Origin of the sequence: Affinundibacterium danionis (assembly GCF_042432465.1) — a bacterium.
Classification (GTDB): domain Bacteria; phylum Pseudomonadota; class Gammaproteobacteria; order Burkholderiales; family Burkholderiaceae_D; genus Undibacterium; species Undibacterium danionis.
The window spans coordinates 267128-281027 of sequence record NZ_JBHLXJ010000009.1; the positions used below are offsets into that span (position 1 = coordinate 267128).

Below are 13900 nucleotides of genomic sequence, written 5' to 3' on the forward strand. Positions count from 1 at the left end.
GGTAATTCCGTTTTATTTTTCGCTATGAACCTACCTCCTCATAACGCAAGCAATCTAGCGCAGAACCATAAGCCCGCGCGCGGCATGCGAGTCTCGTTGGCGGCTCGTTTATCTTTGACATTGATATTGATCTTGAGCTTGGCATTAAGCTTTGCTGCTGTTTTGGATTATTTCTTTCCCAACGACCGCATCTTGATCGCGGGCGCTTGTTTGTTCATTTTTATCCCTATCACTATCCTTGTTGTGCGAGCGCAATTAAGTCCTATCCTTGAACTGTTTCGTGCTATGAGCGGAACGGTATTGAGCTATCAAGATCGTGATTTTTCGTTTGGCTTGAATTGGCAACGCAATGATGAATTAGCGGATCTGGTCGATGCGCATAATGATCTCGGCCAGGTATTGCGCGAGCAGCGGCTTGATTTGGTGCAGCGAGAATTACTGCTCGATAGCATGTTGCAAAACACACCAGTGGCGATGCTATTAATTGGACTCCGCGGTCATGTCGTGTTCGGCAATATCACGGCGCGACAATTGCTGAACAGTGGTCGCAAGCTCGAAGGTTTGACTTTAGAACAAATTCTGCAACAAGTTTCGCATTCTTTGCGGGAAGCGATGGCGCATGGTGGCGATGGGCTTTTTACCGTGAATGTCGGCCATGCTGGCGATAATGCGATGTCAGATCAAACGATGGAAGACAACGACGAAGATGAGATTTATCATTTGTCGCGTCGTAGTTTTACCTTAAATGGCACAGAGCATGAATTGTTTTTAATTCGGCATCTAACGGTAGAGTTGCGCCGTCAGGAAGTTCAAACCTGGAAAAAAGTCATACGTGTGATCAGTCATGAACTGAATAATTCCTTGGCGCCAGTGGCTTCACTGGCGAACTCAGCAGGCGCCTTAATCAGTCGCGGACAGTATGAGCGCCTGCCCGAGATTATGAAGACTATAGAAGAACGGGCGCAGCATTTGGAAAGCTTTATTCATGGCTATGCGCGTTTTGCGAAGTTGCCGACGCCGCGTCTGGAGAGTGTTAATTGGCACAGTTTCATTGGACGTTTGCAATCACAATTGGAATTTCAATTAGTGGGACGCTTGCCAGAAGAAAATCTGATGTTTGACGTGGCACAAATGGAGCAAGCGCTGCTCAATCTCTTAAAAAATGCATTCGAATCAGGCTCCCCGTCTTCGGGCGTCACTTTGGAAGTCAAGCCCATGGTGGAAGGCGTGCGTATAGAAGTCAGTGATCAGGGCAGCGGCATGAGCGACACCGTGATGTCGAATGCCTTAGTGCCATTTTACTCAACCAAACGTCATGGTACAGGCTTAGGTTTGGCCTTGGCCCGTGAAATAATCGAGGCTCATGGTGGGCGCATTATGCTGAATAATCGTGATGGCGGCGGCTTAACCGTGAGCTTGATTTTGCCCATTTAACTGCAATCAAGGCCATCCAATTTTTAGTACTATGGGTGTTATGAAACGCTACTTCGACGCTTGCATGTCAGCTCTTCCTTGATAGTCGTTAACATTGCCTCATAATTTTTTGGAGTAAATGATGGCGACGCCAATTCCCAAGATACACGTCAAAATTGCCGATCAAGCGCATGAATTTGAGCAAATACATCGTTTAAATTATCGAACCTTTGTTGAAGAAATACCGCAGCATGCAGTCAATACTGAGCGTCGTTTGGTCGATAAATTTCATGATGAAAATACCTATTTTATTGCGCTGGTTGAGAATAACTTGGTAGGCATGCTGACCACGCGTGCGACGCGCCCTTTTTCACTTGATAGTAAGGTTGAAAAACTAGATCAGTACTTGCCAGTGGCGGCGCCAGGTGAGATACAAAAAATCTGTGAGATTCGTTTGTTAGCTATTGAACCTGATTATCGTCATACCCGTGTTCTGGCTAAACTATTTCAATTTGCTTTAGCCACGAGCTTGCAGCAGAAATTCACTTTGGCGGTTGTTTCAGCTACTTTGCTGCAAGAGAAGCTATACGCCAATATGGGTTTTACTGCATTTGCTAATTTGGTCGGTAAGCCTGGTGCTATGTATCAACCTATGTATCTGGTATTAGCGTCAGCGTTGCGCATGCAACAGCGTTTGCAAGGCCGCCGTGGACTTAAGGATGTTGTCGACGAGCGACCAATTGAGAGTTGTAGTGAGAGCTGTAGCGAAAATCAAAGCGAAAGTCAAAGTGACAGTCAGCGAGTGATTAGTTTTTTACCTGGGCCGGTTGAAATTCATCCTACAGTTCAAATGGTTTTTGCTAAAGCTCCCGTGTCGCATCGTGCGGAGGCTTTCCTTTCACTGCTAAGCGACACCAAAGCGCGACTATGCCAGCTAATCGGTAGTCGCGAGGTAGAGATTTTTTTGGGAAGCGGCACGCTGGCTAACGACGTCGTCGCAGCGCAGCTTAAGCGATTGAATAGTCGGGGTTTGATACTGGTCAATGGTGAATTCGGTGAACGTTTGTGTGATCACGCACAGCGTTTTGATTTGGACTTTCATACTTTTCATGCTGCGTTTGGGGAGAGTTTTTACTTGCCAGCTTTACGCCAAGTTTTGATGCAAAATAGGCCGCAGTGGCTATGGATGACGCATTGCGAAACCTCAAGTGGTATTTTAAATCCTCTCGCGGAGATCCAAGCGCTGTGCCATAGTTTGGATATTAAACTCTGCGTTGATTGCACCAGTTCCGTTGCCTGTGTTCCAGTTGATGTCAGCGGCGCTTATCTGGCAACCACGGTCAGTGGAAAAGCGATTGGCGCGTATCCGGGATTGGCAATCGTCGCGTATTCGCATGAGGTGCAGCCTGATCGCCATATTCCGCGTTATCTTGACTTGGGCGTGTATCGTGCCAATGCGGGCATTCCCTATACACATTCTTCCAATTTGGTATCTGCCTTGCGGCAAGCTTTATTGCAAATTTCATCCAGCCGATTTGATAAGATTGCTCATGCTTCTATACGCCTGCGCGCTAGTTTGCAGGTCGCTGGGATTCGTATCTTGAATCCTGCCGCTGAAAGTTCGCCTGCTGTACTCACTTTGCAATTGCCCGATAATATTGCCTCAGGCGCTTGCGGTGATGCCATGGCAGAACGTGGATTTTTACTCAGCTATCGCAGCGGATATTTGATTAAAAATAATCTATTGCAGATTTGTTTGATGGGACATACCGATCAAACACAACTAGATGCACTAAGCAGGGATTTAATTTCCTACTTAAGCTCAACGCATTAGACCCAGCGTATATCGCTCATCCCTATTCTTATGATAGATCTAGCTTAAATTTAGCTTGAAGCTTGAGGGAAAGTCTGCAGCATAAAATGGATTGCCTCAATTACCATTGCTACCGATAGTGGTATCAAGCCTGTGGTAAAAATTGACTGCTAAAATAGGTATTTTCTATCCTAATTGGGTCAAACTATGGGCAACAGACTTTCAAAAATCGCTACGCGCACTGGTGATGCGGGCACGACGGGTTTAGGCGATGGATCACGGATTGATAAAGATGCTCTGCGCGTACATGCAATGGGCGATGTGGATGAACTTAATTCCCATATCGGCGCTTTAATTTGTGAAGATATTCCGGAAGTAATGAAACAAGAATTGTTTTCTATACAGCATGATTTGTTTGATATGGGAGGCGAATTGTGCATCCCCGGCTTCACCATGGTGACAGAAGCACAAGTATCGCGCCTGGACGCTTTGCTGGAAAAATATAATGCCGACCTGCCACCTCTCAAAGATTTTATTCTGCCAGGCGGTTCGCGCGCTGCGTCTATGGCTAATGTCTGTCGTACTGTGTGCCGACGCGCCGAGCGAGCGATCGTTAGCGTGGGAAAAGCGGAAACCATCAACGATGCACCACGTCAGTACATGAATCGTCTTTCCGATTTATTGTTTGTGTTGTCACGTGTGTTAAATCGTTTCGCTGGCGGTAGCGATGTATTGTGGGAAAAAGAACGGCAACGCTAGTTTAATTTGGCTGCCTGTTTTATCATGGACATGAAGTCTCGGTATGCGTCATAGCAATGGAGGTGGATTATGCCAAAATGGGTAGAGCAGGCAGCGAAGAATGATTTAGAAATACTCGAAGATGGTCAGTGTCAGCTTTGTGGTTCTGATACTTTGCATGGCATTACTGAATGTGTTAATACCGCTGGCAAGATCACGCATAAGATCAGTCAGGAAAAAGGTATACAACACATGACCATTTTTCTTTGCGTCGATGCGCATGCATTGCAACATACTCTAATCCATGGGCGTTGGAATAATCACTTTCACTTGACCCGTTTGCATTTGATTTTGCAAGATGGTGTTCAATGGACTTACGACCTAACGACCCTACTCAATGAAGTTTTAGATGAGTACAAACGACATCATCCTGATGAAGTGGTAGTCGAGGCAGATGCTCATCATCAGCCAACGATCACGGTGATTGATGTGGATGCTAGCCAAGAGGAAGAGGAATACATCGCATTGGTGTGGCAATGGGCAGAACAAGTCTATGCTTCCTTTTCAGAGAATCACGCCATTGCCCGCAAACTCGCTACATTATTTCATCAACGGTGGACGAAGGATAGCGTTGCGGCGTCATAAGTCACTTGTCGTGGGAGAGCTAAGTGTCCCTGTCACTTTTATTACGATGTATCGATAAACCAAAAACCCGAGATTACTATCGGAACATCTTACATTTCGATGTGGTCGAAAGTAGTGAGCTGTCCTTACGAGTCAGTAAATTCAATACCCTGATTATCTTCACCGAACTCGATTTGTGGGAGCAAGGCTTGCAGATGTCCGGCACGATCTATATCAGTGTACCTGATGTAGAACAGTATTTCGCTCAGATAAAAAATACCGCTGAATTAGCATGGCCGCTGCAAGATATGCCTTATGGCACCAGAGAATTTGCGGTACGTGATTGCAATGGCTACTATTTGGCGTTTATGCGAGATGACGACGTTCTCGCCCTTAATAAGGCAAAGTAGACGCCTTATCAGCGCTAAGTAAGTGCAGTGCACCACCATATCAAGCACACAATTATTTTAGCCTGATAAATTCGTGATGCTCTTGTAGAGAAATAGTTCGACCCTAAACTTACTGTTCTCTGGTTATAATCGATCTATCCACTTTCATTTCGCTTTCATTTGTATTTTGAGTTCGATCCCAATTTCAGTTCGCCTTTAGTTCATTATCTGCCTCAAGCCTAAGCACATCCATGCGTCTTTTTAAACTCCGTTCGCAACTAGGCGATCTCCCGCAAATCGCAATTCAGCCTGAGTCCATTCGAATCTTAAACAGTGCCACCCAATTCAGACAAAGTTTGTTAGCGCAGATAGCGCAGGCCAAGCATAGAATTTATCTGTGCAGTTTATATTTGCAACATGACGAAGCAGGGCAGATGATCTTGGATGCTTTGTACGCCGCCAAACGTGCCAATCCTGCCTTGCAAATTCATGTATTAGTTGATTGGCATAGAGCACAACGAGGCCTGATCGGCGAACAAAAAGTGTCTGGTAAAGTCGCAGGCAATGCTGCTTGGTATCAAACTCAAAGTGCGCTCAACGATGCGGCGATTCCTATCTACGGTGTGCCTGTCCAAACCAGAGAATTGTTTGGGGTATTTCATTTAAAAGGCTTTGTAATTGACGACACTGTGACTTATAGCGGTGCCAGTATCAATAACGTGTATTTACAGCAGTTTGAGAAATATCGTCATGATCGATACTGGTTGATCGAAGATGCACGTTTAGCCAATAGCATGGTGGAGTGGGTACGTCGTCACATTTTATCGTCGGCTGCCGTGCATCGTTTAGATCTGGAAGAAATCCCTAAGACGAAAGAGTTGCGGAGTGAAATGCGTAGTTTGCGCGAGCACCTAAAAAGCGCTGCTTATCAATTGCCGAGCAATCAATCTGTGCAGGATACGCGGAGTCTGAGTGTCTCGCTACTCTCTGGTTTGGGGAAGAATAATCTTTTAAATCGCAGTTTGTGCCAATTATTAGCCGCTGCGCAGAAAAAGATCACGATCTGTACGCCGTATTTCAATTTTCCTCGACCCGTGATACGTGAAGTGAATCGTGCGCTTAAACGTGGTGTCCAAATTCATATCATAGTCGGTGATAAAACTGCCAATGACTTTTACATCCCACCAGAGCAAACGTATAAAGCGATAGGTTGTTTGCCCTATTTGTATGAAGTCAACTTGCGACGTTTTGTTAAAAAACATCAGGCAGAAATAAGTAGTACCGCATTGCAAGTCCATCTATGGAAAGACGGCGACAATACCTATCATTTAAAAGGTGTCTGGATTGATGATCGGTACACGCTCGTGACGGGCAATAATTTAAATCCACGGGCCTTTAGCCTTGATCTGGAAAATGCCTTGTTATTCACCGACCCACGGGGCGAGTTATTAGCGCAAAGGCAAATTGAATTAGATAGCATCATGCAACATACTAAAACGCTGCAACATTATCGTGATTTGGAAAATCTCAAAGATTATCCAGACAAAGTACGACAATTATTGCAGCGCTTGAGCCGGGTACGTTTAGATCATCTCGCGTACCGTGTCTTGTAAGCTAAGCTAAGTTAAGTAAATTAACTTAACTTAACTTAGCTGGGCGATTTAGCGCAAAGTCCTATTAAACAAGTCCAGTGTGCGGGTCCATGCTAACTTCGCAGCAGCTTGGTCAAAGCGCGGTGTGGTGTCATTATTAAAGCCGTGTTCCACACCTTCATAAACAAAGCTCTGATATTTGACGCCAGCCGCTTTTAAAGCTTCCTCATACTTAGGCCAACCTGCTACCAGACGTTCGTCTTTGCTGGCATGATGTACTAATACTTCTGCCTTAATATTGGCCACCGTATCTAAAGCGGGTGCGCCGCCATAGAATGGGACTGCGGCGGCGAGATCAGGTATTTTGGTTGCGAGAAAATTGGCAATCGCGCCGCCATAGCAAAATCCCACGACACCCACTTTACCGTTGCTGCCAGCGATGGTTTTTAGAATGCCAGCAGCTGTGATGAAATCTTCGCGAGTTTTGGTTTGATCTAATTTAGGAAATAGTTCACGCGCTTTGTCTTCGGTACCGGGATAGCCGCCTAGAGGAAATAAAGCGTCGGGGGCGAAGGCGATGAAATTATCGAGCGCGACACGACGTGCGACATCCTCTATGTGCGGATTTAAACCACGATTTTCATGTACGACTAATACCGTAGGAAGTGGGCCTTTGGCATTGGCAGGTTTGACTAAATAACCGCGTAAAGTGCCATAGCCATTGGGTGATGGATATTCAACATAGCTAGCCACAATCCGTGCGTCGTCGGCTTTTACTTGCTGCGCCATGGCGAAATTGGGACTCAGGGCTTGCAGCAGGCCTTCAGCAGTCACGACACCTGCGGCATACTTACTCGCCGAGCTCAAAAATCCACGACGGCTCAAGCCGCCGTGTACGTATTGATCAAATAGTTTTAATACTTCAGGATGAAAATCTTTTGCGGTTTTGCTAGGGAATTGCTGTGCCATTCTTGTTCTCCTCGTCGGTGTTTGAATGTGTTGTTGGATGCGCTTACCGGAACTTAAGCCGACTTAATACCTTAACTCAATAAGTTAATTCAATAAGTGGCTCGCATCCACAACGATACACATAAAACGCCTAGCTTGCATGCGCTCGTTTGTAACGTAGTTTCTCGTTTTTTGAATATGACTTGTTTAGCGCATATTGGCGATATACAGTTAATAATGAATACATGAAAATCGCGTTGTAAATCTATGCATCAAATATCAAATTGATAGACGAGTATGATTCTGAGCCAATTATTCTAGCTTTAGCGCCCGCGCAATTTGCTTCCAGTCTAGGTATTTGAAATTCTGCGCACCATCGGGCAAACGTTTATGTCCATCTTGTACGATCAAAATACCATCTTCATACGGTATGCCAAAATTGGCCGAACTGACTTCTAAACCATCGGTCTCTGAGCTGCCGTCAATGCCGCGTGCGGTATTAAAACCTATACGAAATTTGCCGCGATAAGCAAACGGTGCTTGCGCGTTGTAAATGATATAGCTGTTGTCGCCCTGACTCGACACCACTAGATAGCTCGCTTGCTTACCATGATACAGCGCGAGGCCTTCAACATCCGCATGTAAATGTTGGTCAACTTTGGCGATCAACTGTAATGGCTTATTGGTTTTTGCATCGGCATCGGCAAGCCAGACACCGCGTTTTTCTTCACCGATAAACAGACGTGCATTTTTGTCGTCCACCACGCAGCCCTCAGGTTGCGTCGCGATCTTGAAGTGACGCAGTTGGGTGCCCGTATAACGGCCATTTTGTTTTGTGATACGCCAGTGTTGTACCAGTCCTTCTTTGTCGTTGACGAAAGCTTCTAGGCCACCGCTATTCGGTTGATAGAGGCAAGTACCGTAGATTTTTTCCATACCGGTTGCGATACGACTCGCCTCGTTCACCATGCCATTCGCATCGATGTCAAAGATTACTAAGCTATTGTCGTCACGCTGGGTGGAGATAGCGACATCGCTGCTACTATCTTGCCATTGGATATTTTGACGGACATCGACATTGTTGAGACGTCCTACTTCTAACAGTTGAGTTTGCTTACCTTGCAGATCGTAGACCAATAATCCTTGCTTTTTATTTGTGCCCAGTACGCGGCTGAGTCGGCTGTCGATAGGATGACGCCAAATGGCAGGATCATCGGCAGCATCGCCGAGACGACTCATTTCTTCGGTTTGGGTTTGTGGAATCAACACGGGAATGGTGTCGATATTCTGTGTGGATGATGGATTCTTAATCAGGCGCTTGGTGTTGAGTGCGAACCAGGATTTTTTAGCATCGTCACGTAAGAAAAATGTGATCGCGTGTTCGCTTTCTGTGGAACGCAGCAAACCGGCTTGTTTCGGCCAATTCGCATATTGCTGTTGCTTTAGACGACCAGTGATTTTCCATGCTGCTTGTGCAGATTTTTTCTGGATGGATTCTAGTACGCTAATATTTTTGCCTACTTGATCCAGAACCGCAATGCCTCCACGTATGCCTTGAATGGCATGCGCGCCGGCCTTCAATGGACCGTAAGGCTGGCGTAATATTACTGCGCTGCGAGCTGCGCTACTTTCAGATTGTGCCGCGTAAGCCCATAGGCCAAAATGTTCTTCGTTGACATACAGCGTCTCGGTCAGATCATCAACTTCACAGAATTTCACGTTGGCTGGTAACGCCATGTTGCGTACTAGTTGTGGTTTTGCGTTGTCGAGCAACCATTGTTGTGCATGACCGTCTTTGGCGATCACGAACAGATGCATGAGTTGCTGAGTATCGCGATACAAGCAGCTAGACTCCAGCGCCCCCGAAGGTGCTGGCAATTCCATTGCTAAGCTTAGCCTACCGTCTTGAACCCTGATCTGTACAGCGTGCTGGGTATCGCTATCGATCAAAACCACTAAGCCTTGGTCGACACTTTCTCGAATATCAAAATGTTTTGCGCGTACTTTATAAGCGGCGCGCTCGGCACCATTTGCCGTCAGTAAGCGTAATGACTTCTTATCTAATACCAACCAATCGCCACTCCGTAATGCACGAAAATCTAATGAGCTTTGGACGAAATCAGGCAGTGAAGGTATTTTCTGTTGAGTCGGTTTTACGGAATGAGCGCTCTTTGCGGGCAGCGCGATCAGCAATGACAGAGCAGCGAGTGAGGTTATCCCCGGAGCGCGCCACCAAGTTAAGTTGCTTTTGATTTGATTTTGCATAAACAAAAATTATTAAAAAATGTGTGAGTCCTGTTTTATAAAGCCGATTTCGATTCGAGGAAACAGATCAAAAAAGACTGAAAAAAACAGGAATTAGTGGCACGGTTACCGCTTCGTAAACTTAGATTGATCTACTTAAAAATTAATTTTTAAGCTCGCTTTATAAGTACGCCCGTATTGTTCATATTGCGCATTCAATGCTTTCGTACCTTGGTAGACATAGTAAATTTCATTGTTCAAATTATTCGCTTCAAAGATAATTTGATAGCGGCGATTAAGCTGATAGGCAATGGAGAAATCAATTTGTTTTTGCGTGTCGACCATGCGCTCTTGATCTGCTGCCAATATGTCTGCACCTAGCTCTAACAAGTAGGGCGATTTGTAATTAAGCGCGAGGCGCGTGCTGATCGCACCGTCTTCGTAACCTAGCATTAGATTACCTACGCGATCAGACTGCCCAGGTAATTGTATGCTGCGCGTTTTGTAAGTATTGCTAGCTTTGTCAAAACGTCCGACCGTGGCATCAGATCGGCTCAAGCTGAGATTCGCTGAAAAAATTAGATGATTAAAAGGCGCTGGCAGCTGTCGTAAAGACTGGCTATAGCCTAACTCAAGGCCATGCACTTTAGCTTTGTCGCCATTGGCATAACTGATCGCGCTGGTGTAATTAGCCCAGGCTGGTGTGCCCGCTAAATTGGTGGTGTAGGTAAAATTCTTGATATCTTTATGAAACAGATAAGCCGACACGCTGCCATCATCTTCTAGGCGACGTTCTATACCTAGATCCAAATTACTGGCTTTCATGGCATTGAGTAGGGGATTGCCAATTTGTGCCTCGGTATTACTAATTAAATTGATGCCAGGTGCTAATTGACTGAAATTAGCGCGTACCACGGCATTGGTCCATGCTGCACGCAGGCTGGTTTTGGCATCTAGATCATAGCGTCCTTGTAAAGTAGGCAGCCAATTACTGTAGGAACGCTCGCTTTGAGTTGGCGTGCTGATACCGGCGACTATTTTATTGCCGACTGCATCAAATTTAGTGCGCTCCAGACGGGTGCCGATTAAGAGACTCATGTCGTCAAAATGAAAGCCATTTTGTAGATAGGCGGCATCAATATTTTCATCAATAGAAAAATCATTGATGGTGGATTCTGTGACTGAACGGGCTGCGTTACGATTGGCGTTTGCCACCCGTGCACGCAATGCGACTGGATCGAGTGCGAGTCCGATTCGACCTAATTGGTAATCGAGTTCATTATTATTATTATTATTGACGAAAGCCGACATGGAAGTCGCGCCTGCACCCCAGTAATTGGCGGCGCTGGCGTTGCTGCTGTACGCGAATTGGTCGGTATCATTCTTCTTATTGCGCTGACTGCGTTTGATGCCGAATTTTAGTTTTGAATCCCATTCACCAAAGGAAAATGTTTTGCCGAGATCAAGCCGTCCATGTTGTTCTTTGTCATCCGAAAATCGGGTTTGGAAAGTCAATGCATTTAACGCGAATTTGCTGGCGTCATAAGCACTAGCAGGTGCGTTCAGTTTGGGTAAATTGGTTTGGGTGAAACTAATATCGTTAAAGTTGGCCGTGCCGCGGAAACGCGCGTCATTCAAAGCATCAGGGGTATCGTCTGATGCTGTGCTTTGGGCGATATTGGCTTCGAATTTCCAGCCTTGAATAAGCTGTTCTGTGCCGAGCAAGACGGAGCTAATTTCTTGCGTATATTTGCGTTGGCGCAAGCGACGCTCCAGTCGAGCGGTGGCTGGTACGCCTTCACTTAATGCACCGCCGCTGACATTGCTGACAGTGAGACGATCACGCACTTCATCATCACTAAATTTGCTTAAAAAGCTGCGCATGAAATAGCTGCTATCACCAGATGGACGCCAATCGAGATTTAAGGCGAATGCTTGGCGTTCACGTACTGGCAAATAGTCGCGTAGTTCAAAACCGGCTAACTTACCGTTGCTCCATGCACCACCGGTTTCTAAATTATCTGAACCAAATTTTCGTTTCTCTGCACTGAGTCCAAGCGCAATACCGAATCGACCGTCGAGCAAACGATCCGCAAATAATAGTCCTAAGTTAGGGCTGGTTTTTTTGATGTTTTCGTCATAGCTGATACCGGCATTCATGGCCATCACTTGTTGTGGTAAGTCAAATCCAGTCAGTGCTTTGACTTCGACGGTCGCGCCTAAAGAGTTCGCATCCATATCCGGACGCAAGGTTTTAATCACTTCTAAAGTGCGGATGATGCCGGAAGGAAGTACGTCGAGTGCCACTGCGCGGCGACTCGCTTCCGGTGAGGGTATCAATGCACCATTGATGGTGATCGCATTCAGATCGGGGCCGAGCCCGCGCACGGTGATATAGCGTCCTTCACCTTGATCGCGTTGGACAGAGACACCAGGTAAACGCGCTAAAGCTTCTGCCGCGTTCTTATCAGGTAAGGCGCCAATATCATCACTGCTGATGACACTCACAATATTGTCGGCTTTTTCTTGTAGTTCTAAGGCTTTGCGCATACTGGCGCGCTGTCCACTGATGGTAACGCTTTGTGGTTCGCTGCTGCTCAGCGCAATGCTTGCATTATTTTGGGCTTGTGCTTGCATCATGCACAGCACGCCGAGGCTAATGACACTGAGCTTGCCTAGCTTTGAAGCAGGGTTTGACCAAATGGCTTGTTGTACTTGCGTTGTTGTTGGAGGATGAATTTTCATGATGTGCTGGCTGGATTGAGAATGGAAAAGCCCGCAGTCTAGAATCCAAATATGTCAGTTACATTACAGCTAGATGAGCCACAACTCGCTAAGCTGGATATCCCCTGTTTTGTCTCGATTTTTCTCTACTTTATTCCAGCTAATTGTCTTGAATTGAGCTGAAATGACCAGCTAAGAATTTGATTGTCTTAGGCTCGGACAGAATGGATGCGAGGTGTGCGCAAGGCCGTAAACGTTCAATAAATTTTCCGTTCACTATTGAACTAGATCGCTGCAGAAATTTTTTTGAGCCGTTTGCACCTGTGTTGTTTTATTTTGAGTAAGTCTCACAAAAAATAAAAAATCTGTGGTGATGTCATTGGCTTGTCATGCTCAAGGCTTACTCTCGCGCGATTTATTAATTAATTGATTGATTGACCGATTTGTTGTTACTCAATCCAACTCAGGTATGACCATGCTTGCACTCCATAAGACTCCCGTTGCGCTATTGTTACTCGGCTTACTCTCCACCTTTGCTGCATATAGCACCGTAGGCGTGGTGAAGCCCACAGTAGATTGGCTAGACGTCATTGCTGAGGGTGGCACTGCATTGATGGCAGGTGTTTGGTTTTTAATGACGCTAAGCAGCAGGCCTCGTGGCAAGGTGACTTACTTGTTATCCGCCGGTATGGCCTTGATTATGCTGGGAGCGTGGGCGGATTGTTTAGACGAATTTTACAAAATCGGCAAAGAACAACTTTGGGATCATTGGTTGGAGGCGGTATTCACCTTGGGCGGTATGTTGGTGCTGACTGCGGGTTTATATTTTTGGCGTCACGAACAATTTTCGCTGAATCAGCATTTGCAAAAACGCGAGCGCTTATTTCGCGATCATCAAGCTTTTGACCGTGTCACCCAATTGGTGGATGCCAACTATCTGCGTCGCTTGATTTTGATGGAGCAAGAACGTCATTCTGATGTGTCTAACTGTGTCGCTTTACTTGATATTAATTCCTTCCATCTGCTCAATCGTGAGCACGGTGTGGATGAAGGTGATCGAGCATTGCAAGCGGTGGCACACATGCTACTGCTTAACTTGTCCAATCAAGATGTCTTATGTCGTTATGCAGGAGACCGTTTTGCTATCTACATGCCAGCCACCACACCGGTCGAAGCCCAGAAAAAATTAAATCACTTGTGCGCGATGGTCGCGCAGATGCATTTCTATACGCAGAGTCGGCAAGTTCAAATCCAAATGACGATGCGTGCGGTCTGTAGTGAGGCTGGCGATGGTTTAGACAATTTATTAGAGCGTCTTGATCCACTTGAACGAAGCGCGAGCTTGGATGAAATGCCAGCAGCTATTGTGCGAGTATCACGCTCGCCAGCTTGTATTTAATTTTAGACTGACTCAA

The 13900-nt window shown here is 46.0% G+C and carries 10 protein-coding genes; 7 read left to right on the forward strand and 3 right to left on the reverse strand.

The features are described from left to right. Positions 1–24: 24 nt before the first annotated feature. From ACFFJH_RS09405 to pssA, 6 genes are all read left to right on the forward strand, one after another. Positions 25–1434, forward strand: a complete 1410-nt coding sequence (locus ACFFJH_RS09405; protein WP_390211884.1) for a sensor histidine kinase — start codon at positions 25–27, stop codon at positions 1432–1434. A gap of 118 nt (positions 1435–1552) precedes the next feature. Then, positions 1553–3247, forward strand: a complete 1695-nt coding sequence (locus ACFFJH_RS09410; protein ID WP_390211886.1) for an aminotransferase class V-fold PLP-dependent enzyme — start codon at positions 1553–1555, stop codon at positions 3245–3247. Positions 3248–3433: 186 nt separating this feature from the next. Then, positions 3434–3985: a cob(I)yrinic acid a,c-diamide adenosyltransferase gene (locus ACFFJH_RS09415; protein ID WP_390211888.1), complete on the forward strand. Its 552-nt coding sequence runs from the start codon at positions 3434–3436 to the stop codon at positions 3983–3985. A 69-nt stretch (positions 3986–4054) separates the two neighbouring features. Next, the gene (locus ACFFJH_RS09420; RefSeq protein ID WP_390211890.1) at positions 4055–4609 is read left to right on the forward strand and encodes a DUF5946 family protein; all 555 of its coding nucleotides are present in this window, start codon (positions 4055–4057) and stop codon (positions 4607–4609) included. A 23-nt stretch (positions 4610–4632) separates the two neighbouring features. Further along, on the forward strand, positions 4633–4998 hold the full coding sequence (locus tag ACFFJH_RS09425; RefSeq protein ID WP_390211892.1) for a VOC family protein: 366 nt from the start codon (positions 4633–4635) through the stop codon (positions 4996–4998). Positions 4999–5228: 230 nt separating this feature from the next. After that, a complete protein-coding gene (pssA, locus tag ACFFJH_RS09430) occupies positions 5229–6590 on the forward strand; it encodes a CDP-diacylglycerol--serine O-phosphatidyltransferase (protein ID WP_390211894.1) in 1362 nt (453 codons plus the stop codon). Positions 6591–6638: 48 nt separating this feature from the next. Here the strand turns inward: pssA and ACFFJH_RS09435 are convergent, their stop codons facing one another. The 3 genes from ACFFJH_RS09435 to ACFFJH_RS09445 all read right to left on the reverse strand — a co-directional run bounded on the left by ACFFJH_RS09435 (position 6639) and on the right by ACFFJH_RS09445 (position 12506). Beyond that, the gene (locus ACFFJH_RS09435) at positions 6639–7538 is read right to left on the reverse strand and encodes a dienelactone hydrolase family protein (protein WP_390211896.1); all 900 of its coding nucleotides are present in this window, start codon (positions 7536–7538) and stop codon (positions 6639–6641) included. Between the two features lie 291 nt (positions 7539–7829). Then, positions 7830–9782: a phytase gene (locus ACFFJH_RS09440; protein ID WP_390211898.1), complete on the reverse strand. Its 1953-nt coding sequence runs from the start codon at positions 9780–9782 to the stop codon at positions 7830–7832. Between the two features lie 135 nt (positions 9783–9917). Further along, positions 9918–12506 (reverse strand): TonB-dependent receptor, encoded by a 2589-nt coding sequence (locus tag ACFFJH_RS09445; protein WP_390211900.1) that lies wholly within the window; start codon positions 12504–12506, stop codon positions 9918–9920. 454 nt (positions 12507–12960) lie between these two features. Here ACFFJH_RS09445 and ACFFJH_RS09450 point away from each other — a divergent pair, with 454 nt between their 5' ends. Beyond that, positions 12961–13884, forward strand: a complete 924-nt coding sequence (locus tag ACFFJH_RS09450; RefSeq protein ID WP_390211901.1) for a GGDEF domain-containing protein — start codon at positions 12961–12963, stop codon at positions 13882–13884. The last annotated feature ends 16 nt before the right edge of the window (positions 13885–13900 follow it).

Bases quoted from the DNA above. Each gene is read 5' to 3' on its own strand.
- ACFFJH_RS09410 (WP_390211886.1), top strand. From the start codon at position 1,553: ATGATGGCGACGCCAATTCCCAAGATACACGTCAAAATTGCCGATCAA.
- ACFFJH_RS09450 (WP_390211901.1), top strand. From the start codon at position 12,961: ATGCTTGCACTCCATAAGACTCCCGTTGCGCTATTGTTACTCGGCTTA.
- ACFFJH_RS09420 (WP_390211890.1), top strand. From the start codon at position 4,055: ATGCCAAAATGGGTAGAGCAGGCAGCGAAGAATGATTTAGAAATACTC.
- ACFFJH_RS09435 (WP_390211896.1), bottom strand. From the start codon at position 7,538: ATGGCACAGCAATTCCCTAGCAAAACCGCAAAAGATTTTCATCCTGAA.
- ACFFJH_RS09405 (WP_390211884.1), top strand. From the start codon at position 25: ATGAACCTACCTCCTCATAACGCAAGCAATCTAGCGCAGAACCATAAG.
- ACFFJH_RS09415 (WP_390211888.1), top strand. From the start codon at position 3,434: ATGGGCAACAGACTTTCAAAAATCGCTACGCGCACTGGTGATGCGGGC.
- pssA (WP_390211894.1), top strand. From the start codon at position 5,229: ATGCGTCTTTTTAAACTCCGTTCGCAACTAGGCGATCTCCCGCAAATC.
- ACFFJH_RS09440 (WP_390211898.1), bottom strand. From the start codon at position 9,782: ATGCAAAATCAAATCAAAAGCAACTTAACTTGGTGGCGCGCTCCGGGG.
- ACFFJH_RS09445 (WP_390211900.1), bottom strand. From the start codon at position 12,506: ATGAAAATTCATCCTCCAACAACAACGCAAGTACAACAAGCCATTTGG.